The organism is Leisingera sp. UBA4491 (assembly GCF_002388965.1).
Classification (GTDB): Bacteria; Pseudomonadota; Alphaproteobacteria; order Rhodobacterales; family Rhodobacteraceae; genus Leisingera; species Leisingera aquaemixtae.
The window spans coordinates 29,092-49,612 of sequence record NZ_DGNN01000004.1 but is presented as its reverse complement, the minus strand read 5'-3'; the positions used below and the strand labels follow the sequence as shown (position 1 = coordinate 49,612).

Here is a 20,521-nt window from a genome sequence, read left to right as displayed (position 1 = left end):
AGCAGGAATTGCGCTTTCCCGCTCCGGCTGTGTCCCGCGCGCCTCAGCCCCGGTTATCTGGCGGTATAGCGCTGCCAGAGCCAGATCAGCACAAGCGCGCCCAGCACCGCGCCGATGAAACCGGCCATGAAGCCCATAACCGCAAGCAGGCCGCGCAGTACCAGCCCGCCCAGCAGCGCCCCGGCCATACCGATGCAGACCGTGGTGATAATGTCCGTTTCCAGACGCATCAGCCGGGTGGCCAGGAAGCCAGCCGCGGCACCGATAATGATCAGGGCAATGATGGGCATGCCGGCCTCCGGTTACAGGCGGCTGCCCTTCGGAACCGGGAAGCCGCGCAGGAATACATCCGGATCCTGCGCACTTTTGCCTGCCCGTTGCAAGCGCAACAGCTGCACCGCACCAGTGCCGCAGGCAATGGTCAGGGCTTCGTCCAGCACCTCGCCGGGCGCGCCCTGCCCCTCTGCCAGCTTTGATGCAAGCAGCTTGACCCGCTGGCCTTCGATCTCGCACCAGGCGCCGGGGAAGGGCGACAGGCCGCGGATCTTGCGGTCCACCTCCGCCGCCGGACGGGACCAGTCGACCTGTGCCTCCGCCTTGTCGATCTTTTCGGCGTAGGTGACGCCCTCTTCGGGCTGCACCTCGGGTGCCAGCTCCGGCAGGCGCCGCAGGGCCTCGACGATCAGACCCGCGCCCATTCCGGACAGCCGGTCGTGCAGCTGGGCGGTGGTTTCCTCGGCCCCGATCGCAGTGGCCTCGCGCAGCAGCACCGGGCCGGTGTCCAGCCCCGCCTCCATCTGCATGATGCAGATGCCGGTTTCGGCATCGCCCGCCATGATCGCCCGGTGAATGGGCGCAGCACCGCGCCAGCGCGGCAGCAGGCTCGCGTGGATGTTCAGGCAGCCGTGCTGCGGCGCATCCAGAATGGCCTGCGGCAGGATCAGCCCGTAGGCCACGACCACGGCGACATCCGCGTTCAGCGCCGCAAACGCCGCCTGTTCCTGCGCGCCTTTCAGCGAGACCGGGTGGCGCACCTCCAGCCCCAAGGCCGCGGCGCGGGCGTGGACGGGGGCCGGACGGTCCTTCTTGCCGCGGCCCGCAGGCCGGGGCGGCTGGCAATAGACGGCGGCAATGTCATGCCCGGCCTCCACCAGCGCGTCCAGCACCGGCACCGAGAAGTCAGGCGTTCCCATGAAAATAATACGCATCGGCGTTCCCGTCCCTGCCCCGCTGCCGTGCCGCACATCCGGCGGGGCCTGCCTGCGTCAACGCAGGTTCGCGCCCGGTCCCGGAATGGGCCTTTCGCGCCCGCCCTTGGGGGCGGGGCCGGGCGCGAACCGGGCCGCAAGCGGCCCGGAAGTTCAAACTCCAGCCTTAGCCGGTCAGCTTCTTCGCCTTGCGGATCAGCATGTCGCGCTTCACCTTGCTCAGATGGTCGAAATACATCCTGCCGTTCAGATGGTCGATCTGGTGCTGCACCGAGGTCGCCTCGATCCCCACGAAATCCTTGCGGTCGATCATGCCCTGTTCGTTCAAGTAACGGACAGTCACGGCGCGCGGGCGTTTGATCTTGGCCGACACACCCGGCAGGTTCGGGCTGGCCTCGTCATGCTCGCGCAGCTCGATCGAGGCATGCAGGATCTCAGGATTTGCCAGCTTCACCGCACGACCGCGCTCGGTGGAGCCGTCCACCACCGCCAGCCGCAGCATCACGCCGATCTGGTTGGCGGCCAGGCCCACGCCCGGCATCGCCTCCATGGTATCCACCATATCATTCCAGATTTCGCGGATCTCATCGGTGATCTCTGTCACCTCATCAGCCTTGGTGCGCAGGCGCTTGTCAGGCCACGGCAGGCAGGTGCGGACGGTCATGTCTGTAAGATTCCTCAGGCGCGGGCGCGTTCGCGCTTCAGCTTCTGCATCTTGCGGGTGATCATCTGGCGCTTGAGCGGCTTCAGGTAATCGATGAACAGCTTGCCGTTCAGATGGTCGATCTCATGCTGCACGCAGGTCGCCCACAGCCCGTCAAACGCCTCGCGCTGCGCATTGCCGTCGCGGTCCATCCATTCGACATCCACCACCTTGGGGCGGATCACCTCGGCATACTGATCCGGGATCGACAGGCAGCCTTCCTCGTAAACGTTGGTTTCGTCCGAGGAGGAGATGATTTCCGGGTTGAACATCACCAGCGGGCGCGGGTCGCCGTCCTCTTCCTTGACGCAGTCCAGCACGATCAGCCGCTGCAGGATACCGACCTGCGGCGCCGCCAGGCCGATGCCGGGGGCTGCATACATGGTTTCCAGCATGTCATCCGCCAGCACGCGCAACTCATCGCTGAGGTCCGGCACTGCCGCGCAGACCTTTTTCAGGCGGGGATCGGGATGGATCAGGATCTGTCGTTTCATGCGCTTCATGTATGCGATCAGCCGCGCCATCGCAACGCCCCCTTGCGCCTGCCGCTGCAGCGATTAGCCTCGCTTCCAATCAGAGGGGAGTTCACCATATGGATTTTGACACGATCATCGACCGCCGCGGCACCCACAGTTCAAAATGGGACAAGATGGAGACGCTGTTCGGCGTGTCCCCGCAGGACGGTCTGGCGATGTGGACCGCGGACTCCGACTTTCAGACCGCGCCCTGTGTCATCGAGGCCTTGAAAAGGGCCGCCGAACATGGCGTCTTCGGCTACTCCTGGCAGCATCCGGAGTATCTGCAGGCGGTGCAGTGGTGGATGAAGACCCGCCACAGCTGGGACATCGAAACCGATTGGGTGCTGACCACCCAAGGCCTGGGCAATGCCATCGCGCTGAGCCTGGATGTCTGGAGCCGGCCCGGCGACGGGGTGGTCATCTTTTCACCCGTCTACCATGAGTTTGCCCACAAGGTGAACAAGGCCGGACGCAGGGTCACCGAATGCCCGCTGGCGCGGGATGGCGATACCTACAACCTGGATCTCGACGACGCGCAATCGCGCCTGAACGGGAGCGAGAAGCTGCTGCTGTGGTGCTCGCCGCAGAACCCATCGGGCCGGGTCTGGACCCCTGAGGAGCTGCGCGCGGTGGCGGCATTTGCCAAGCGCAACGATCTGATACTGGTCTCTGACGAGATCCATCACGATCTGGTCTATCCCGGCAGCACCTTTGTCCCGATGGATGCGGCGGCGCCCGAGGCGCGTGCCTGGACCGTCACCCTCACCGCCGCCTCCAAGACCTTCAACATCGCCGGGCAGCGCACCGGCAACATGATCATCCCGGACCCGGAGCTGCGCGCCGCGATGCGCAAGCGGCTGAACACTCTGGATTACGACCCGAGCGCGCTTGGCGTCGCCATGATCACCGCGGCCTACTCCCCCGAAGGCGCCGAATGGGTCGATGCCCAGATCGCCCACTTGGAGGGCAACCGCAAACTGTTCGACGAGGCGGTCAACGCGCTGCCGGGACTGAAGTCATTGCCGCTGCAATCCACCTATCTGGCCTGGGTCGATTTCTCCGGCACCGGTATGAGCCGCGAGGAATTCATCAAGCGGCTGCGGAAAGACGCCAAAATCGCCACCTCGCCCGGCGACGGCTTCGGCACCGGCGGCGAGTTCATGGAACGCTTCAACCTGGCCACCCAGCGCGCCCGGGTCGAAGACGCCTGCCGCCGCCTGACCGCTGCCTTCTCGGACCTGCAATAACCATGAAGCGCCTGCTGCGGCTTCTGGCGCTGGTCGTCCTGACCGGCGCCGCCTGGGCCACCTGGCAGGCCTTCGCTCCGCGCCCTGTGCCGCCGCAGGCGACGGCGGTGGACCGGATCGACCGCATCCTGATCGAGAAATCCGCCCGCCGCCTGACCGCGAGCCGCGGCGGCGAGACGGTGCTGGAGTTCCCCATTGCGCTGGGTTTCGAACCGGCGGGCGACAAATTTCAGGAAGGCGACGGCAAAACCCCTGAAGGCACCTTCAGGATCGACAGGCGCAACCCCAACAGCGCCTACCACCTGTCACTGGGAATCGATTACCCTCAGCCCAAAGACCGCGTCCGCGCGCAAGCCGCCGGAGTCAGTCCCGGCGGCGATATTTTCATTCACGGGCAGCCGAATTCGGTGGGAAACCTGATCACCTTGCCCGGCGACTGGACCGCTGGCTGCATCGCCGTCAGCAATGACCAGATGGAAACGCTGTGGCGTCTGGCAGAGATCGGAACCGAGGTGGAAATCCGCCCCTGACCTGCCGCCTCAGATCTTGCCCTGCGACTGGTCGAAGGGGATCAGCCCGGCGGGAGCGTCCGGCGATTTGTAGAAATCCAGCGGCGGCGTGTCGGAGGCAAGCGTCGAACGCTTGAACTCATACCGCATTTCGCCGCCCTCTTCCTCGCTGGCGACAATCAGGCATTGCGACAGATGACGGGCGCCGTCGTAGATGTCGACCAGCCCGCGCAGCATCGGTGCGGTTTCCGCCTCGACCGAGAACCCCGTTTTCCAGATCCGCAGCACCGGATACAGCTCATTGTCCGCCATCACCCGCAGCCTGCTCTTCTTTCGCATCCCCTGCAGGCGGGCGGTATCGAGCGCTTCCTGCACGGCCTTGGGAACGTAGGTATTCATAGCGGCAGCCTTCCAGATGCTTGAGGTATCACAGGTCCATTTATTCAACGGTGCGTCACAAATAGATAAAATCAAGTGAACTTTTCTGTAAAATTTTTGGCAGCGCAATTTTGTTACCCCTGTGCAGAGGCGCAGAGGGCTTGCGCGCTGCACTGCATAGGCGCCAGGCCGCGCCGTCCTTATGCTTGAGCTGCACAACAGCAGGAGCAGACACGATGGGCTTACTGGTCGACGGAAAATGGCATGATCAGTGGTATGACACCGATTCCACCGGCGGCGCCTTCAAGCGCAGCGAATCGCAGTTCCGCAACTGGGTCACCGCCGACGGCAGCGCCGGCCCCTCGGGCGAGAGCGGCTTTCCGGCGGAAAGCGGGCGCTATCACCTGTACGTCTCGCTTGCTTGCCCCTGGGCGCACCGCACCCTGATCTTCAGCAAACTGAAGGGGCTGGAAGACCGTATCTCCGTCTCTGCCGTGCATCCCGACATGCTGGGCGAGGGCTGGACGTTTGAAACCGACAGCCACGGCGCCACTGGCGATTCCCTTTTCGGCAGCTCCCACCTGCACCAGATCTATACCCGCGCCGATTCCGGCTACACCGGCCGGGTGACGGTGCCTGTGCTGTGGGACAAGGTGCAGAACACCATCGTCTCTAACGAAAGCGCCGAGATCATCCGGATGTTCAATTCGGCTTTCGACGGGATCACCGGCAACACCGACGACTATTGGCCGGAGGAGCTGCGCGAGCCGATCGAGGCGGTCAACGCCCGCGTCTACAGCTCCGTGAACAATGGCGTCTACAAATGCGGCTTTGCCACCTCGCAAGAGGCCTATGACGACGCCATAGAGCCGCTTTTCGAAAGCCTGGACTGGCTGGAGGACCTGCTGTCGCAGCACCGCTATCTGCTGGGCAGCCGCATCACCGAGGCCGACTGGCGCCTGTTTACCACCCTCCTGCGGTTTGACCCCGTCTACCACGTGCATTTCAAATGCAACCGCAAGCGGCTGGTGGATTACCCGAACCTCTGGGCCTACACCCGCGAGCTGTACCAATGGCCCGGCGTGGCAGAGACCGTGGGGATGCACCACATCGTGCGCCACTATTATTACAGCCACGACACCATCAACCCGCACCGGATCATTCCGATCAATCCAGAGATTGACTGGATGGAACCGCACCGCCGCGGCTGACCCCTGCGGCCTGACGCCACCTGGCGTCAGATCCGCTTATCCTGCACCAAATAGGGAGTTCACGCACTGAACTGGTTGCTTTAAGAAACGGGTAATCTCATATGGCAATCGATCAGCCTGGAGAGAAATATCCACCGGTGATGCCCGCGATGCCAGAACGCCCGCTTGAAAACGCTCCTCCGCCCCGCGATCACGGCGGCAACCTCAGCGCGGCGATGGCCGAATTCGGCGGACCCCGCAGCGGCTGGATGGACCTGTCGACGGGCATCAACCCGCACCCCTACCCGCTGCCGGACTTCACCGCAGGCGACTGGGGCGCGCTGCCCGATGCAGATGCCTTGGCGGAGCTTGAGCACGCGGCCCGCGCGTTCTGGAACATCCCCGAGCAGGCAGCCGTCCTTGCCGCGCCGGGCGCGTCGGCGCTGATTGCCGTCCTGCCCGCCCTCGCCGCGCCGCGCTGGGTGCAAATCACCAAGCCGACCTACAACGAACATGCCGCCGCCTTTGAGGCTCATGGCTGGATAATCCGCGATAAAGGCCCGGCCGAAGCCCGCGTCGTCGTGCACCCGAACAATCCGGACGGCCGCCTGTGGAGCGTAGAGCATTTCACTTCACCGCTCACCATCATCGACGAAAGCTTCTGCGATGTCTGCCCGGACCAGAGCCTGATCCGCATGGCCGCCCGTCCCGGCGTCATCGTGCTGAAAAGCTTTGGCAAATTCTGGGGGCTCGCGGGGATGCGGCTGGGCTTTGCCATCGGCGATCCTGAATTGATCGCCAAGCTTGCCACCTGGCAGGGCCCCTGGGCCGTCTCAGGTCCCGCCCTGCGCACCGGGGCGCTGGCCTTGCAGGACCGCCCATGGGCCGAGGCCACCCGCACCCGCCTCAGACAGGATGCGGCCCGGCTGGATGAGCTGGTGCTGGCCAAGGGCGCCAGCCTGGCCGGCGGCACCGACCTGTTCCGGCTCTATAACGTGGAGGACGCCGCCGCCTGGCAGCATAAGCTGGCACGCGCCCATATCTGGAGCCGCATCTTCCCCTATTCGCAATCCTATCTGCGCCTGGGCCTGCCGCCTTCGGACGGCTGGGAGCGGCTGGAGGCCGCGTTATGAGCACCGCGGCGATGCTGGTTTTTGCCCTGCTGCTGGATGCCGTCTTTGGCGAGCCGAAATGGCTGTGGTCCCGCCTGCCCCACCCCGCAGTTCTGATGGGAAAGGCAGTTGGCTTCCTGGACCGCAAGCTCAACACCGGCAGCAACCGCCGTGCTCAGGGCGTGCTGGCGGCTCTCGCGCTGGTCCTGGGCGGCTATTTCTTGGGCAAACTTCTAGCGCTGCCCGGGGCGCTGGTGGAGATCCTGGTTGCCGCCGTCCTGATCGCCCAGCGGTCCTTGACCGAACATGTCGCCGCAGTCGCCAAGGGCCTGCGCAGCAGCCTGGCCGAAGGCCGGGAGGCGGTGGCGATGATCGTCAGCCGCGACACCGCCGCCATGTCCGCACCGCAAGTTGCCCGTTCCGCCATCGAAAGCGGCTCGGAAAACCTGTCGGACGGTGTTATCGCGCCCGCCTTCTGGTTCCTGGTTGCCGGCCTGCCGGGGCTGATCATCTACAAGGCGGTCAATACCGCCGACAGCATGATCGGCTACCGCAATGACCGCTACAAAGACTTCGGCTGGGCCGCTGCCCGGCTGGACGACCTGCTGAACCTGATCCCGGCGCGGCTGACCGGCCTGCTGATCGCTTTGGCCGGCGGCCAGCTGCGCCACTGGAAAGATATCGCCGCCGACGCCCGCAAGCACCGCTCGCCCAACGCCGGCTGGCCCGAGGCTGCGATGGCGCGCGCCCTGGACACCGCTCTGGCCGGTCCGCGGTCCTATGACGGCGAGATGCGCGACTTTCCCTGGGTCCACGCCGAAGGCGCCAAAAGCGCCAGCGCCGAAACCATAACCCGCTCCGTCACCCTGCTTTGGAAAACTTGGGCAATAACCCTGGCCCTGACCATTGCCATCGCCGCGTTTTTCTAGCACATAAGATCCTGTGGGAGCGGAAAGACAAGGAGCGCCGGAGTTATGCGCCTATTGCCCTTTGCCCTCGCGGTGAGCCTGCTGCCCGCAGCGGCGGCGGCCCAATGCGGCGGCGGCTTTCAGAATTTCGTCAAGCTTTTGAAAGACGAGGCGGTGCAGGCCGGCTACGGCATGACCACGGTCAACGCCTTCTTTGACGGCACCCGCCAGAACCGCAGGGTGCTTGAGGCCGACCGGGCCCAGGGTGTCTTCCAGAAACCCTTTATCGACTTTTCCCGCCGCCTGATCTCGCAGGACCGCCTGCGGCGCGGCCTGCAAATGTCGCAAAGGCACGACAGCACCTTCCAGCGCATCGAAAACACCTATGGCATCAACCGCGGCGTGCTGCTGGCCTTCTGGGCGCTGGAAACCGATTACGGCGGCTATCAGGGCGATTTCAACACCCGCGACGCGCTGGTGACGCTGGCCCACGACTGCCGCCGCCCTGAACTGTTCCGGCCGCAGGTCTTTTCCGCGCTGGAGATGTTTCGGCAGGGCAATTTCGACCCCAAGCGCACCACCGGCGCCTGGGCAGGAGAGATCGGCATGGTGCAGATGTTGCCCGGCGACATCCTGGAGCACGGCGTCGATGCCGACGGCGACGGCAAGGTCAGCCTGAAAACCTCTGCCGCCGATGCGCTGATGTCAGGCGCCCGGATGCTGTCGCACCTGGGCTGGCAGCCCGGACAGCCCTGGCTGCAGGAGGTCACCCTTCCCGGCGGCATGGACCTGTCGCTGACCGGCACCGCCCGCAAGAAGACCGTGGCAGAGTGGCGCGCGCTTGGCGTTGCGGCGCGGGACGGCAGCCTGCCGGATCCGTCCATGCGCGCCTCCCTGCTGCTGCCGCAAGGGCACAAGGGGCCGGCCTTCCTCGCCTACCCCAACTTTGACGTCTATTTCGAGTGGAACCAAAGCTTCACCTATGCGCTGACTGCCGCCTATTTCGCCAACCGGCTGGAAGGCGCGGATGTCTATAAGGCCGGCAGGCCTGAGAGCGGGCTGAGCGGCTCTCAGATGAAGCAGCTGCAAGAGAAACTGCAGGCGCGCGGCCACAATGTCGGGGATATCGACGGCATTCTCGGCGCCCGCACCCGGCTTGCCGTGCAGAAAGAGCAGGCCCGCCTCGGCCTGCCCGCCGACGCATGGCCGACCCCGGCGCTGCTGAAGAAGCTTTAGCGCACCGGGAAGCGTTCTCCCTTTTCGGTGATCAGGATCACCCGGCTGCCGTTTCGGACAAACAGGTCGCAGCGGCCAAACCCGTTTGTGAAGTCCACGCAGATGCTGCCGTCCCCGGCAATCCGGTACGTGCCCCAGGCCGTGCCGCCGCCGTTTTCTTGCGAATAGGTATAGGAATAGGCGCCGTCGCGGCCATAAAGCGACTCGCCGCCGTCATAAAAGCGGAAAGACCGTCCCGGCAGCGCCTCCAGCTCAGTCCGCACGAACGGGGCATCGCCCGGGCGCAGCTGCCAGTCCGCAGCCTGGGCCGCACCTGCCATCAGGCATAAGAAAAGGGGCATGATCCGTTTCATGCCCCCACCTTAGCGTTTGTTCTCTCAGCCCGCCGTCACGATCCGGTGACAACCGTGCTCACCAGCCGATGAACTCTTCGAAATCCTGCATCGCACGGGTCCAAAGGCTGACCGCCTGGGCAAAGTCATCCGGGCTCATCCCATCAGCGCCCATGAACACATCCATCTCGATCCGCGCTGCACCTTCCTCGGAGATGTAGCCGCGGGCAAAGCGGTTTTCGGTGTTCCACTCGTTGATCTTGGCCAGGCGCACGCTGCCATCGGTCTGATAGCCTGAAAAGAATTGGATGGCGCTGCAATCGGTGTTGTTGCCGCAGCCGTAGTAATAGACCGAAAAGTCGTTGCCGTAATACTCAACCTTGACGTTCGGATCGCCGACGCTGTCGGTGGTCAGTTCCACCTGCGCACCCTCATCCTTAAAGAAGTCAGCCACGCTGTCGCCGGTCGTGGCCACCACATTCTGGGCCGCAGCTGCCACCGGCAGAACCAGCGCCACGGAGGCGGCAATCGCCTTAACTATACTCATTTTTGTCTCCACCAATACGTCTTGCGCCCCCGCGCCGATCCCCCGGCGCAAGAACTCAGGCCACCATCGCCTCTGCTTTTTTCAGGTCAACCGAAACCAGCTGGCTGACGCCCTTTTCCTGCATCGTGACGCCGAAAAGCCGGTCCATCCGCGCCATCGTCACCGCGTGGTGGGTGATGATCAAGAAACGGGTGTCGGTCTGGCGGCACATTTCGTCCAGCAGGTCGCAAAAACGGGTGACGTTGGCGTCATCCAGCGGCGCGTCAACCTCGTCCAGCACACAAATCGGCGCCGGGTTCGACAGGAACACCGCAAAGATCAGCGCCATCGCGGTCAGCGTCTGCTCGCCGCCCGACAGCAGCGACAGGGTCGACAGCTTCTTGCCCGGCGGCTGGCACATGATCTCAAGCCCCGCATCCAGCGGGTCGTCGCTTTCGACCATCACCAGATTGGCCTCACCGCCGCCGAACAGATGGGTGAACAGCATGGCAAAGCTGCTGTTCACCTGCTCAAACGCGGTCAGCAGCCGCTCGCGGCCCTCACGGTTCAAACTGGCAATGCCGTCGCGCAGGGTCTTGACCGCGCCTTCCAGGTCCAGTTTCTCGGCGACCAGCGTGTCGTGTTCGTTCTGCACGCCTCGGGCGTCCTCCTCGGCGCGCAGGTTCACCGCGCCCAGGGCGTCGCGCTGGCGCTTGTAGCGGTCGACATCCGCCTCCAGGCCTTCCGAAGGCGGCATTTCGTCCGGCGACACGCCCAGCTTCTCCAGCAGGGCCTGCGGGGTGATCTGCTGCGCCTCGATGATGCGGCCCGCGGCCTGGGTCACCGCATCCTTGGCCGCATCGCTGCGCGCCTCGGAGCGTGCCCGCGCCTCGCGCGCCTCGGACGCCAGCCGCTCGCACTCGCGCTCCTTTTGAACCGCGTCGCGCAGCTCGGCCTCGGCGGCGATCAGCGCCTCGGTGGCGGCGGACTTGCGCGCCTCGGCGCCGGAAATCGCCTCGTTCAGCTCTTCGCGTTTCCCGGCGATTTCTGCCGGAACCGCGTTGGCCTCTTCCAGTTCCTCCTGCGAGGCTTCGCGGCGCTCCGCCAGCTCCTCGATCCGCTGCTTGGCGCTTTCCAGCCGGTGGCGCCAGCCTGACAGCTCCTTGGTCACCTCCTGCGTGCGCTTGGTACGGGCCTCGCCCTCGCGGCGCAGCTCGTCATGACTGGAGCGGTGGGTCAGCATGGTGATCCGCGCGGCCTCAACCGACTGCTTGATCTCCTCAACGGCCCCGCGCGCCTGATCCAGATCGCCAAGTTCCCCCAGCGCCTTTTCCGCCTCTTTCAGCTGCAGGCTGGCATTCAGTGCGTCTTCCTCGTGGCGGGAAACCGCAATGCCCAGAGTTTCCAGCTTGCCATCGGCCAGGTTGCGGTCCGCCTCCGCCCGGCTCAGCGCGCGGGCCGCATCCGCCACCCGCTGATCCGCCACCCGGCGCGCCTGGCGGGCGTTCTGGTCGGCCAGCGTCACCTCTTCCAGCTTGCGCAGCAGCATTTCATGCGCGCCGCGGGCGCCCTCGGCCTTGGCGCTGACGCGCTCCATGTCCTGCTTCAGCGCTTCCAGCTTGTTCAGCTGCTCCAGCCGCAGCGCAGCAGCACTCGGCGCATCCTCGGCCCAGGCGCGGTAGCCGTCCCAGCGCCACAGGTCGCCCTCAACCGTCACCAGCCGCTGCCCCGGCTTCAGCTGCGCCTGCAGCCCGGCGGCGGCATCGCCATCCACCAGCCCGATCTGCGCCACCCGGCGCGACAGCGCCTCCGGCCCAGAGACAAACAGCCCCAGCGGCTGCACGCCCTCCGGAAGCTCTGCATCGTGGTCATAGCCCGGCAGGGACACCCAGCCGGTCGGCCCGTCCGCCTCCGCCAGCGGCGCCCGCAGGTCATCGGCCAGAGCCGCCCCCAGCGCCTTTTCGTAGCCCAGCGCCACGGTCAGTTCGTCCAGGATCTGGCCGCCCTCGGCCGTGTCGCGCTCCACCAGCTTGGCCAGCGCGGTCACCTCGGCACGCAACGCGCCCAGCTCGCCTTCGGCTTCCGACCGCTGCGAGCGCGCCTCCGCCTCAAGGCTCTGGGTCTCCGTCCGCAGCTCGTCCGCAGCCGCCAGCGCCTCCTCCGCCGCTTCAGAGGCCTCGCGGGCCTCCTCTTCGGACGTCATGGCAGCCTCGAACTTCTCCGCCGCCAGACCCAGCGCCTGCCGCGCCTCGCCCTGTGCGGCACGGGCCTTTTCCGCTTCGCCTTCCGAGCGGCCAAGCGCCCGCTGGCAATCCTCAACCGCACGGCGTGCCGACTGGTGGCGCGCGGCCAGACGGGCGACATCCTCGGTCACTTGCGCCAGATGGTCCTCGCGCGCCTGCAGGATCGACCCCGCATCGCGGGCCAGCTCCGCCGCCTCGGCCAGCCTGCCGTCGTGCCCGTCGCCGGCCTTGGACAGCTCGCGCTGTTCCCATTCCAGCCGCTCGATGGTTTGGCCCGCGTCGTTGTTCAGCCCGGACTCGCGCTCAATGTCATTGCCCAGCTGGACAATCCGGCTGCTAAGCCGCTCGATCGCCTGGCGCGCCTGCGCCTCCTGATCGCTCAGCGAATCCCGCTGCACCACCAGCCGCTGCAGCACGGCGGCGGCAATGGCCTCCTCCTCGCGCAGGGGCGGCAGCTTTTCCTCAAACGTGCCGCGCTGCGCCGCGGCCGCGCGCACCAGCGCCTCGGCCTTCGACGCCTGCTCGACCCGCGCCCGCAGTTCATCCTCGGAGGCCAGCCGCGCCTCATCCGCCTCGCGCCAGCGCCGGTACAGCAGCATGCCTTCGGACAACCGCAGCTTTTCGCCGATCTCGCGATAGCGCTGTGCCTGCCGCGCCTGCTTGGCCAGCTGCGACAGCTGCGCCGCCAGCTGCTCGATCACGTCATCGACACGCAGCAGGTTGGCCTCGGTGTTCTTCAGCTTCAGCTCCGCCTCGTGACGCCGCTGATACAGGCCGGAGATCCCCGCCGCCTCTTCCAGGATCCGCCGCCGCGCCTTCGGCTTGGCATTGATCAGCTCGGCAATCTGCCCCTGCCGCACCAGCGCCGGCGAATGCGCCCCGGTGGAGGCATCGGCAAACAGCATCTGCACGTCACGCGCCCGCACGTCCTTGCCGTTGGATTTGTAGGCGCTGCCCACATCACGGGTGATCCGCCGCACGATCTCCAGAATATCGCTGTCATTGAACCCGGAGGGCGCCAGCCGTTCCGAGTTGTCTATCTGCAGGCTCACCTCGGCAAAGTTGCGCGCGGGCCGCGACGTGGTGCCGGCAAAGATCACATCCTCCATGCCGCCGCCGCGCATCGCCTTGGCGCGGGTCTCGCCCATCACCCAGCGCAACGCTTCGAGAAGATTGGATTTGCCGCAACCGTTTGGACCCACAACCCCTGTCAGCCCATCGGCTATGACCAGTTCGGTTGGATCAACAAAGCTTTTGAAGCCGTTCAGCCTGAGCTTGGAAAACCGCAAAGCTGCCCCTTCGTGATTCCGTATGGAGAAAGTTCAGCGGGTCTTATCGCGTGTGTCAACGCTCCGCACCCCCAAATCGGGGCGAATGCGGATCAATCCACACTATATCTTGTGGATAAACTGCCCGTTCCGGCGGTCTTTTGCCAAGCCGGAGCTGTTTGGCCGTCAGGCGGACCGCAACAGCCGTCCCAGCCGGGCAATCCCGTCCTCAATGGCCGTGTGGTTGGAGTTGGAAAAGCTCAGCCGGATCGTGTTCTGGCCGCTGCCATCGGCAAAAAACGCCTGTCCGGGGACAAAGGCCACCTTCTCCGTCTCCAGCGACCGGGCCAGCAGGTCCGCCCCGTTCACACCTTCCGGCAAGGTCATCCAGACGAACATGCCGCCCTCCGGCCGGGTCCACGCCACGCCCTCCGGCATGTGCTTCTCCAGGGCCGCCAGCATCACGTCCCGGCGGCGCTGATAGACCGCACGCAGCTGCTCGACATGCTCATCGAAACAGGCTGCAGCCACGCCATGCACCGCCATCTGGTTGATGCTTGACGTATGCAGATCAGCGGCCTGTTTCAGCAGCACCATCTGCGAGATCACCGGCTTGGCCGCCACCGCCCAGCCGATCCGCAGCCCCGGCGCCAGCGTCTTGCTGAAGGTGCCGCAGTAAACCGTCCGGCAATCCTCGATCGAGGCCTTTTGCTCCAGCTCCAGCGCCAGAACCGGCGGCACCGGCGCGCCGTCATAGCGCAGCGACTGATAAGCCGCGTCTTCGATGACGGCGCAGTCCAGCGTGTCCACCAGCTCCAGCAGCCGCAGCCGCCCGGCCCGGTCCAGCGTCTCACCGGTCGGATTGGCGAAATCCGGCGAGAGATAGGCGAATTTCACCGCACTTCCCGCCTCCTCCGCGCCCTCGGCATAGCTCTCCGCCGTGCGGTTGCCGGTCAGCGACAGCCGGTCATACCGAGGCTCGTAGGCGTTGAAGGCCGCGAGCGCCCCCAGGTACGTCGGCCAGCCCACCAGCGCGGTGTCGCCCGGCGACAGGAACAGCTTGCCCAGGTAATCCAGCGCCTGCTGGGAGCCGGAGGTGATCAGCACGTTGCCGGCCTCGCAGACTATCCCGATCTTCGCCATCTCAGCGGCGATCCACTGGCGCAGCGGCAGGTAGCCTTCGCTGACCGAGTATTGCAGCGCCTGCGCTTGCCGCTCCGGCTCCAGCGCAGCCTGGAAGGCCTCGGCAAATTCATCTGCCGGGAACAGCGCCGGATCCGGGATGCCGCCGGCAAAGGAGATGATGTCCGGCTGGTCCAGAAGCTTCAGAAGCTCGCGGATTTCCGACGCCTTCATCCGCGCATTGCGGGTGGCAAAGATCTGGTTCAGCTGCATGCCTCTCTCCTCGCGCACGATCTAGGCCCACGGTAGGAGAGTGCAAAACAAAGTCAATGATCCTGACCTACTGTTACAGCCATCGTGATCCCTGCCCGCCCTTGCAGCCGCTCCCCGAGCGTGGTCATATGTTTTGACCAATTTAAATGAGCGTCAGGATGCCGTTTCAGAAAGTCCAGCCCGAGAAGCTCTCCGCCTCCGTCGTCAAGCAGATCGAGCAGCTGATCCTGCGCGGCATCCTGTCCCCGGGCGAGCGCCTGCCTGCCGAACGCGAACTGGCAGAGCGGCTGGGCGTCTCCCGCCCCTCCTTGCGCGATGCCATCGGCGAACTGCAGGCGCGCGGCTTGCTGGCGTCCAAGGCTGGCTCCGGCGTGTTTGTGGCGGATGTTCTCGGCTCCGCCTTCTCCCCTGCCCTGATCCAGCTGTTCGCCAGCCATGACGAGGCGGTGTTTGACTACCTCTCCTTCCGCCGCGACATGGAGGGGCTGGCCGCCGAGCGCGCCGCCCGGTTCGGGTCAGACTATGACCTGCAGGTGATCCAGGCGATCTTCGACAAGATGGAGGCTGCGGGCAACCCGGCGATCTCCGAGGAAGCGGCCCAGCTCGACGCCCAGTTCCACTCCGCCATCATGGATGCCAGCCACAACGTCATCATGCTGCACATGATGCGGTCCATGTTCGATCTGCTGCGCGAGGGCGTCTTCTACAACCGCCGGATCATGTTCCAGCAGCACACCACCTATGAGGCGCTTCTGGAACAGCACCGCGCCATCAACGCCGCCCTGCAGGCCCGCGACCCGCAAGGAGCCCGCACCGCGGTTGAGGCGCATCTTGACTATGTCAAACAGGCCCTCACCGACCACCAGCGCGCTGAGCGCAACGCCGAGGTGGCCCGGCAGCGGCTGGAGCATGAGACCGGTAAGGGGTGAAGCCGCCAGATGGCGCGCAGGCAGGCTATTCCGCCCCCCTGCTCCTTACGACCGCAACAAAAAAACCCGGCCACTTGGACCGGGTTCTTTTAACTTGTCAGTGTCAGCCAAAACTTAGTGCAGCTTGGCGTCCACATCCGCGATGGCGGCGTCGATCAGCTTGTTGGCCTCGGCGGCGGTCATCTGCTTGGAGATCACCTCATCCGCGGCAGCAACAGCAATCGAGATCGCCTGGTCGCGCACTTCCTTCACAGCCGAAGCTTCTGCCGACGCGATCTGCTCCTCGGCGGCCGCCAGGCGGCGGGCGATGGAGGTTTCCAGATCCGCCTTGGCAACGTCCGCTGCACGGGCAGCCTCGTCACGGGCGGCAGCAACGATCTGATCGGCCTGGGCCTGAACTTCCTGCTGCTTGCGCTCATAAGACGCCAGAATGGTCTGGGCCTCTTCACGCAGCGCACGGGCTTCGTCCAGTTCCTTCTGGATGGCCGCGGCACGGTTGTCCAGCTGGTTGCCCAGCAGGCCCGGCACCTTGGCCAGCAGCAGGATGCCGACGAACAGAAGGAAAGCCAGCAGAACAACGAAATCGGTGTTGCCCAGCGACAGGAACGGGCCTTCTGCTGCCAGCGCCGGGCCGGCCGCGCCAAAGGTCAGGGCAAGAGCGAGGATATTGCGCATGTCCTTATCCTTTCGTCCGCTGTGCAACTGCCGCAGCAACTGCGTCTTTGTCTGCCGACCCGCTCAGCGCGGTCACCAGCGCCTCTGCGGTCTCGGTGGCAACAGCCTTAACACCTTCCAGCGCGCCGGCCTTGATTTCGGCGATCGCCTTTTCGGACTCGGCAGCCTTGGCAGCGATCTGCTCGTCTGCTTTGGCAATCGCCTCGTCCAGCCCGGCCTGGATTTCTGCACGGGTCTCAGCAGCGATGCGCTGAGCTTCCGCACGGGCATCCGCCAGAGCTTTGTTGTATGCGTTTTCGGCCTCGACAGCCTTGGCTTTCAGGTCTTCAGCCGCGGCGAGGTCGTTGGTGATGGTCCCCTGACGCTCGGCCAGCACCGCAGCGATGCGGGGCAGCGCGACGCGCGACAGAATGAGGTAGATCACGACCAGGGCGACCACGAGCCAGAAGATCTGGTTCCCGAAGGTCGAGAAGTCCAGCTGAGGCATGCCCGGAGCAGACCCGTGCGCTGCGTCTGCGGCGCCGTGTGCTGCGTCTTGCGTATTAGATGCCATGTCGTCCTCCTTGGGAACTTGCCGTTACACCGGGCAGTGCAGGGTTTTGCCGCACTGCCCGGCCGTAAGGAAATAGGTTCCTAAGGTCTTAGACGGCGAACATCAGCAGCAGAGCGACCAGGAACGAGAAGATGCCCAGTGCTTCTGCAAACGCGATGCCGATGAACAGGGTTGCGGTCTGGCCGGCAGCTGCCGACGGGTTGCGCAGAGCGCCTGCCAGGAAGTTGCCAGCCACGTGGCCCACACCGATTGCGGCTGCGCCGGAACCGATTGCTGCCAGGCCTGCGCCGACGAACTGACCGAGTTGTGCGATATCGCCTTCCATGATTTCTCTCCTTACGATGGAATGTGGTGATTTCTAGGGTGGGCAGGCCCGGTCAGGGCGCGCCCGCTTTGCTTTCAGATCCTGGCCTTAGTGGCTCGGGTGCAGTGCGTCCTTCAGGTACACGCAGGTCAGGATGGTGAACACGTAGGCCTGGATGAAGGCCACCAGAACTTCGAGGGCGTAAACTGCGGTGATCGCGAAGATCGGCAGGAAGCTGAACAGGCCCAGGGCGCCGGCAAAACCTGCGAACACCTTCAGAACCGCGTGGCCGGCCATCACGTTACCGGCAAGACGGATGGAGTGGCTGACAGGGCGCACGAAGTAGGAAATCAGTTCGATGATGGCCAGGATCGGGCGGAGCGCCAGCGGCGCGCTCGACACCCAGAACAGGCCCAGGAAACCGGCGCCGTTCTTGACGAAACCGACGATGGTCACGGTGAAGAATACCAGCGCAGCCAGGATCGCGGTCACCGCGATGTGCGACGTGGTGGTGAAGGACATCGGGATCAGGCCCAGGAAGTTTGCCATCACGATGAACATGAACAGGGTCATGATGTAGGGGAAGAACTTGACGCCGTCCTTACCGGCCACGTCCTCGACCATCTTGTAGATGAAGCCATAGGCCAGTTCCGCCACCGACTGGGTGCGGCCCGGCACGATGGCGCGGCGCGAGGAGCCCAGCACCAGCAGCGCGAACACGGCGGCAACCGCCAGGCCCATCCACAGGGTCACGTTGGTCGGGGTGTACCAGGAGACGTGGTCACCGCCAAACAGCGGCTGCACGATGAACTGGTCCATCGGGTGGATCGCCAGCTTTGATTCCGCCGGAGCGAAAATCAGGCCCGACACTACGACCAGTGCCAGAACTGCGAAAAAGAAAATTTTGCCCATCGGTCCGCTTCTCCTGTCGCCGGCAGCCGATCCCGTCGGATCAGTCCCGGTCTTGCGCATTTTTTTCGGCCTCATCGGCCAGTTTCTTGTCCTGGATCTCCTGCGCGCTGCGAAGCATTGTCTTCACTCCGGCCGCAAGCCCCAGCAATACAAACAGCACCATGAAGATCGGGAGCGTGCCAAACAGCAGGTCGAGCCCGTATCCGATGCCAAAGCCGATCGCGAGACCGGCCACCAATTCGATCACCATCCGCCAGGCCATGTTGGCCATCGAATAATGCTCATCCGCGCGCGGCTTGGGCTCCTGGGCCTTACGCGCCGCCGCCAGCTTCTCCTCCAGCTGCGCCATGCGCTGCTTTTGGTCGTCGTCGGTCACGGGCGCCATCCTCACGCGAAGTTCTGTGAAGGGTGCTAAGGCCAAGGGGCTGAGGAGTCAATTACAAGGATCGAAGATTCAAATTCACATCAAGCCATTGAAAATAAACGGACAAAACTGCAACAGCGCAAGCCGCGCCGCCTTGCCGCAGCCGCCGTTAGCGCCAAACCGCTCCGGATTCCATATTCAACCAAAAGGTTGATTTTAGCGAACAGGCCGCCGCGGCATCCGCAGCCGCACGATCCGCCCATCGATCAGCAGCAGCCCCATCAAGATCGCCGCCATGCCCCACAGATGCTCTGACAGCAGCTGCTCCTTCAGAACAAAGGTGCCCAGGAACAGGGCTGACACCGGCGCGATCAGCGTCGGCAGGGTGATATTGGTCGGCCCCACCTTGGGCAGCACCCAGTAAAAGGCGATGAAGGCAGCCGAGGTCAGCACAAAGCCGATCACCAGCAAGGACGCCCAGGTCTCCATCCGCGTTACGTGCGGCAGGCCTTCGCTCCATATGGCGAGCGGCGCAATCGCGGCGGTGGCGCCGGTCAGCGCAATCGCCACGAGGACCACCGGCTCCATATCCCTGAAGCTGCGCGCGATGTTGACGGAGAAGGCATAGCACAAGGGCGCGCACAACGTGATCAGCACCGCCCAGGCCTCCGACGGCTGGCCGCCCTGCAACAGCGGCAGCGACAGCAGCACGATGCCAAGGAAGCCGCACAGCACCCCCAGCGACTTCAGCACCGTTGCCCGCTCGCCGCCGGGCCAGAAATGCGAGACGGCAACCGCCATCGCCGGGGTGGTGGCATTGACGATCCCGGCCACGCCGCTGGCGATGTGCTGCTGGCCCAGCGCATAAAAGGCAAAGGGGCCGGCATAGCTGAGCACGCCAAAGCCGAACAGCCCCAGCCAGCGCCCCGGCGCTGCGGGCACAGGCTTGCGCGCCGCCAGCACATAGATCCAGCAGCCCAGCGCGCCGAAGCCCACCCGCCCCATCGAGACCGACAGCGGCCCCAGCTCGCGCAGCAGAATGGCGTTAAACATGAACGACATTCCCCAGCCGATGCCGAGGATGAAAATCACCAGCCAGTATTTCAATGCCATGCCATCAATCCCCGCGCGCCTGAAAGCCGCTACCTTGACGGCTCAGGACAGATTGTCAAACCCGCAGGCTGTGGATAGGAGTGAAGGCATGAGCGATCCCCTAGACAGTGTCTTTGCAGCCCTAGCCGACCCGACCCGCCGGGCGATCCTCACCATGCTGCTGGAGGACGACATGGCCGTCACCGATGTGGCGGAGCCCTTCGAGATGTCGCTGGCGGCGATTTCCAAGCATCTGACGATCCTGACCCGCGCGGGCCTGATTGCGCAGGAAAAGCGCGGCCGGGTCAAATGGTGCAAGCTGCAGCCCGACGCCATGCGCGCGGCGTCGGTCTGGATGCAGGGTTTCGGCCAGTTCGAGCCGGTGAACCTGGATGCGTTCGAGCGTTTCCTCGAAGCCGAACTCAACGCCGGGAACACCCGGACTGAGGGCTAGCGCACGACAAAGACCGAGGCTTTGGAATGGCGCACCAGATACCCCGCGTGGGAGGTGGTGATGTAATCCAAGAGCCGCGGCGCATGGCTGCCCGCTATCACCAGATCGGCACCGGTTTCCTTTACCGTGCGGGCCAGGATGCTATCCACTTCTGCCGCAACGTCGTTTGAGTGGACCGTGATGCCGTCCACTTTGACCCCGCCGGTTTTGCCCGCGATCCTGTCCTCGATTTTCCGGGCCAGCGAAGTCATGACCTCCTCTGCCGCAGCATCGTTGAAAGTCTCTCCCGTGGCGCCCCCGGACACGTTGACCAGGGTCATGCGCGCGCCTTCGATCCGGGCCATTTCCATCGCCACGTCCAGCGCCTTTGACACCGGGTCGGGCAGGCGCAGGTCCACCGGGACCAGGATGTGCTTGAACATGTCACGCTCCTCGTTACCTGAGCGCGTTTCCTGCGTCTGTCAT

General features: G+C 64.8%; 24 protein-coding genes. 8 read left to right on the top strand and 16 right to left on the bottom strand.

Features of this window, described 5'->3' with window-relative positions:
• Nucleotides 1–53: 53 nt before the first annotated feature.
• From B2P87_RS01235 to def (B2P87_RS01220), 4 genes are all read right to left on the bottom strand, one after another.
• Nucleotides 54–290: a GlsB/YeaQ/YmgE family stress response membrane protein gene (locus B2P87_RS01235; RefSeq protein WP_058286488.1), complete on the bottom strand. Its 237-nt coding sequence runs from the start codon at nucleotides 288–290 to the stop codon at nucleotides 54–56.
• 12 nt (nucleotides 291–302) lie between these two features.
• Nucleotides 303–1,208, bottom strand: a complete 906-nt coding sequence (gene fmt / locus B2P87_RS01230) for a methionyl-tRNA formyltransferase (RefSeq protein WP_141891449.1) — start codon at nucleotides 1,206–1,208, stop codon at nucleotides 303–305.
• A gap of 166 nt (nucleotides 1,209–1,374) precedes the next feature.
• Nucleotides 1,375–1,872, bottom strand: coding sequence for a peptide deformylase (gene def, locus B2P87_RS01225; RefSeq protein ID WP_141891450.1), 498 nt, complete (start codon nucleotides 1,870–1,872; stop codon nucleotides 1,375–1,377).
• Between the two features lie 14 nt (nucleotides 1,873–1,886).
• On the bottom strand, nucleotides 1,887–2,405 hold the full coding sequence (gene def, locus B2P87_RS01220; protein ID WP_208764497.1) for a peptide deformylase: 519 nt from the start codon (nucleotides 2,403–2,405) through the stop codon (nucleotides 1,887–1,889).
• A 98-nt stretch (nucleotides 2,406–2,503) separates the two neighbouring features.
• Here def (B2P87_RS01220) and B2P87_RS01215 point away from each other — a divergent pair, with 98 nt between their 5' ends.
• Together B2P87_RS01215 and B2P87_RS01210 are read left to right on the top strand one after the other, a co-directional pair.
• Entirely contained in the window at nucleotides 2,504–3,676 is a 1,173-nt protein-coding gene (locus B2P87_RS01215; protein ID WP_141891451.1) for a MalY/PatB family protein, read from the top strand.
• 2 nt (nucleotides 3,677–3,678) lie between these two features.
• Complete coding sequence (locus B2P87_RS01210) at nucleotides 3,679–4,206, top strand: L,D-transpeptidase family protein (RefSeq protein ID WP_058286484.1); 528 nt, start codon at nucleotides 3,679–3,681, stop codon at nucleotides 4,204–4,206.
• Nucleotides 4,207–4,215: 9 nt separating this feature from the next.
• On the opposite strand, the gene B2P87_RS01205 is transcribed toward B2P87_RS01210, so the two are convergent.
• A complete protein-coding gene (locus tag B2P87_RS01205; RefSeq protein WP_058286483.1) occupies nucleotides 4,216–4,584 on the bottom strand; it encodes a hypothetical protein in 369 nt (122 codons plus the stop codon).
• Between the two features lie 215 nt (nucleotides 4,585–4,799).
• On the opposite strand from B2P87_RS01205, the gene B2P87_RS01200 reads away from it, so the two are divergent.
• From B2P87_RS01200 to B2P87_RS01185, 4 genes are all read left to right on the top strand, one after another.
• Nucleotides 4,800–5,774, top strand: coding sequence for a glutathione S-transferase family protein (locus tag B2P87_RS01200; RefSeq protein WP_141891452.1), 975 nt, complete (start codon nucleotides 4,800–4,802; stop codon nucleotides 5,772–5,774).
• 149 nt (nucleotides 5,775–5,923) lie between these two features.
• Nucleotides 5,924–6,886, top strand: a complete 963-nt coding sequence (locus B2P87_RS01195; RefSeq protein ID WP_167510267.1) for a threonine-phosphate decarboxylase — start codon at nucleotides 5,924–5,926, stop codon at nucleotides 6,884–6,886.
• Entirely contained in the window at nucleotides 6,883–7,794 is a 912-nt protein-coding gene (gene cbiB / locus B2P87_RS01190; RefSeq protein WP_141891454.1) for an adenosylcobinamide-phosphate synthase CbiB, read from the top strand. Before B2P87_RS01195 ends, cbiB begins: the two co-directional genes overlap by 4 nt.
• Before the next feature lie 45 nt (nucleotides 7,795–7,839).
• Nucleotides 7,840–9,009 (top strand): lytic murein transglycosylase, encoded by a 1,170-nt coding sequence (locus tag B2P87_RS01185; protein WP_141891455.1) that lies wholly within the window; start codon nucleotides 7,840–7,842, stop codon nucleotides 9,007–9,009.
• Here B2P87_RS01185 and B2P87_RS01180 read toward each other — a convergent pair.
• The 4 genes from B2P87_RS01180 to B2P87_RS01165 all read right to left on the bottom strand — a co-directional run bounded on the left by B2P87_RS01180 (nucleotide 9,006) and on the right by B2P87_RS01165 (nucleotide 14,773).
• On the bottom strand, nucleotides 9,006–9,350 hold the full coding sequence (locus tag B2P87_RS01180; protein WP_414671954.1) for a hypothetical protein: 345 nt from the start codon (nucleotides 9,348–9,350) through the stop codon (nucleotides 9,006–9,008). The two genes, B2P87_RS01185 and B2P87_RS01180, sit on opposite strands and share 4 nt — an antisense overlap.
• A gap of 70 nt (nucleotides 9,351–9,420) precedes the next feature.
• Entirely contained in the window at nucleotides 9,421–9,888 is a 468-nt protein-coding gene (locus tag B2P87_RS01175) for a YbjN domain-containing protein (RefSeq protein WP_141891457.1), read from the bottom strand.
• A gap of 55 nt (nucleotides 9,889–9,943) precedes the next feature.
• Nucleotides 9,944–13,399 carry a chromosome segregation SMC family protein gene (locus B2P87_RS01170; RefSeq protein ID WP_141891458.1) on the bottom strand — a complete coding sequence of 1,152 codons (3,456 nt, stop codon included), beginning with the start codon at nucleotides 13,397–13,399 and terminating at the stop codon, nucleotides 9,944–9,946.
• 165 nt (nucleotides 13,400–13,564) lie between these two features.
• The gene (locus B2P87_RS01165; protein ID WP_141891459.1) at nucleotides 13,565–14,773 is read right to left on the bottom strand and encodes a PLP-dependent aminotransferase family protein; all 1,209 of its coding nucleotides are present in this window, start codon (nucleotides 14,771–14,773) and stop codon (nucleotides 13,565–13,567) included.
• 158 nt (nucleotides 14,774–14,931) lie between these two features.
• Here B2P87_RS01165 and B2P87_RS01160 point away from each other — a divergent pair, with 158 nt between their 5' ends.
• Nucleotides 14,932–15,702, top strand: a complete 771-nt coding sequence (locus B2P87_RS01160; RefSeq protein ID WP_141891460.1) for a FadR/GntR family transcriptional regulator — start codon at nucleotides 14,932–14,934, stop codon at nucleotides 15,700–15,702.
• A 114-nt stretch (nucleotides 15,703–15,816) separates the two neighbouring features.
• Here the strand turns inward: B2P87_RS01160 and B2P87_RS01155 are convergent, their stop codons facing one another.
• From B2P87_RS01155 to B2P87_RS01130, 6 genes are all read right to left on the bottom strand, one after another.
• Nucleotides 15,817–16,377 (bottom strand): F0F1 ATP synthase subunit B, encoded by a 561-nt coding sequence (locus tag B2P87_RS01155; protein WP_058286474.1) that lies wholly within the window; start codon nucleotides 16,375–16,377, stop codon nucleotides 15,817–15,819.
• 4 nt (nucleotides 16,378–16,381) lie between these two features.
• A complete protein-coding gene (locus B2P87_RS01150; protein ID WP_141891461.1) occupies nucleotides 16,382–16,930 on the bottom strand; it encodes a F0F1 ATP synthase subunit B' in 549 nt (182 codons plus the stop codon).
• An 88-nt stretch (nucleotides 16,931–17,018) separates the two neighbouring features.
• Complete coding sequence (locus tag B2P87_RS01145; protein ID WP_008553903.1) at nucleotides 17,019–17,255, bottom strand: F0F1 ATP synthase subunit C; 237 nt, start codon at nucleotides 17,253–17,255, stop codon at nucleotides 17,019–17,021.
• 87 nt (nucleotides 17,256–17,342) lie between these two features.
• Entirely contained in the window at nucleotides 17,343–18,146 is an 804-nt protein-coding gene (locus tag B2P87_RS01140) for a F0F1 ATP synthase subunit A (RefSeq protein ID WP_058286472.1), read from the bottom strand.
• Nucleotides 18,147–18,186: 40 nt separating this feature from the next.
• On the bottom strand, nucleotides 18,187–18,522 hold the full coding sequence (locus B2P87_RS01135) for an AtpZ/AtpI family protein (protein ID WP_027244948.1): 336 nt from the start codon (nucleotides 18,520–18,522) through the stop codon (nucleotides 18,187–18,189).
• Between the two features lie 204 nt (nucleotides 18,523–18,726).
• Entirely contained in the window at nucleotides 18,727–19,623 is an 897-nt protein-coding gene (locus B2P87_RS01130; protein WP_141891462.1) for a DMT family transporter, read from the bottom strand.
• Nucleotides 19,624–19,711: 88 nt separating this feature from the next.
• Here B2P87_RS01130 and B2P87_RS01125 point away from each other — a divergent pair, with 88 nt between their 5' ends.
• Nucleotides 19,712–20,056, top strand: coding sequence for an ArsR/SmtB family transcription factor (locus B2P87_RS01125; protein ID WP_141891463.1), 345 nt, complete (start codon nucleotides 19,712–19,714; stop codon nucleotides 20,054–20,056).
• On the opposite strand, the gene B2P87_RS01120 is transcribed toward B2P87_RS01125, so the two are convergent.
• Nucleotides 20,053–20,478 carry a universal stress protein gene (locus tag B2P87_RS01120; RefSeq protein ID WP_141891464.1) on the bottom strand — a complete coding sequence of 142 codons (426 nt, stop codon included), beginning with the start codon at nucleotides 20,476–20,478 and terminating at the stop codon, nucleotides 20,053–20,055. The two genes, B2P87_RS01125 and B2P87_RS01120, sit on opposite strands and share 4 nt — an antisense overlap.
• Between the last annotated feature and the right edge of the window lie 43 nt (nucleotides 20,479–20,521).

Bases quoted from the DNA above. Each gene is read 5' to 3' on its own strand.
- B2P87_RS01235 (WP_058286488.1), bottom strand. From the start codon at position 290: ATGCCCATCATTGCCCTGATCATTATCGGTGCCGCGGCTGGCTTCCTG.
- fmt (WP_141891449.1), bottom strand. From the start codon at position 1,208: ATGCGTATTATTTTCATGGGAACGCCTGACTTCTCGGTGCCGGTGCTG.
- def (WP_141891450.1), bottom strand. From the start codon at position 1,872: ATGACCGTCCGCACCTGCCTGCCGTGGCCTGACAAGCGCCTGCGCACC.
- def (WP_208764497.1), bottom strand. From the start codon at position 2,405: ATGAAACGACAGATCCTGATCCATCCCGATCCCCGCCTGAAAAAGGTC.
- B2P87_RS01215 (WP_141891451.1), top strand. From the start codon at position 2,504: ATGGATTTTGACACGATCATCGACCGCCGCGGCACCCACAGTTCAAAA.
- B2P87_RS01210 (WP_058286484.1), top strand. From the start codon at position 3,679: ATGAAGCGCCTGCTGCGGCTTCTGGCGCTGGTCGTCCTGACCGGCGCC.
- B2P87_RS01205 (WP_058286483.1), bottom strand. From the start codon at position 4,584: ATGAATACCTACGTTCCCAAGGCCGTGCAGGAAGCGCTCGATACCGCC.
- B2P87_RS01200 (WP_141891452.1), top strand. From the start codon at position 4,800: ATGGGCTTACTGGTCGACGGAAAATGGCATGATCAGTGGTATGACACC.
- B2P87_RS01195 (WP_167510267.1), top strand. From the start codon at position 5,924: ATGCCAGAACGCCCGCTTGAAAACGCTCCTCCGCCCCGCGATCACGGC.
- cbiB (WP_141891454.1), top strand. From the start codon at position 6,883: ATGAGCACCGCGGCGATGCTGGTTTTTGCCCTGCTGCTGGATGCCGTC.
- B2P87_RS01185 (WP_141891455.1), top strand. From the start codon at position 7,840: ATGCGCCTATTGCCCTTTGCCCTCGCGGTGAGCCTGCTGCCCGCAGCG.
- B2P87_RS01180 (WP_414671954.1), bottom strand. From the start codon at position 9,350: ATGCCCCTTTTCTTATGCCTGATGGCAGGTGCGGCCCAGGCTGCGGAC.
- B2P87_RS01175 (WP_141891457.1), bottom strand. From the start codon at position 9,888: ATGAGTATAGTTAAGGCGATTGCCGCCTCCGTGGCGCTGGTTCTGCCG.
- B2P87_RS01165 (WP_141891459.1), bottom strand. From the start codon at position 14,773: ATGCAGCTGAACCAGATCTTTGCCACCCGCAATGCGCGGATGAAGGCG.
- B2P87_RS01160 (WP_141891460.1), top strand. From the start codon at position 14,932: ATGCCGTTTCAGAAAGTCCAGCCCGAGAAGCTCTCCGCCTCCGTCGTC.
- B2P87_RS01155 (WP_058286474.1), bottom strand. From the start codon at position 16,377: ATGCGCAATATCCTCGCTCTTGCCCTGACCTTTGGCGCGGCCGGCCCG.
- B2P87_RS01150 (WP_141891461.1), bottom strand. From the start codon at position 16,930: ATGGCATCTAATACGCAAGACGCAGCACACGGCGCCGCAGACGCAGCG.
- B2P87_RS01145 (WP_008553903.1), bottom strand. From the start codon at position 17,255: ATGGAAGGCGATATCGCACAACTCGGTCAGTTCGTCGGCGCAGGCCTG.
- B2P87_RS01140 (WP_058286472.1), bottom strand. From the start codon at position 18,146: ATGGGCAAAATTTTCTTTTTCGCAGTTCTGGCACTGGTCGTAGTGTCG.
- B2P87_RS01130 (WP_141891462.1), bottom strand. From the start codon at position 19,623: ATGGCATTGAAATACTGGCTGGTGATTTTCATCCTCGGCATCGGCTGG.
- B2P87_RS01125 (WP_141891463.1), top strand. From the start codon at position 19,712: ATGAGCGATCCCCTAGACAGTGTCTTTGCAGCCCTAGCCGACCCGACC.
- B2P87_RS01120 (WP_141891464.1), bottom strand. From the start codon at position 20,478: ATGTTCAAGCACATCCTGGTCCCGGTGGACCTGCGCCTGCCCGACCCG.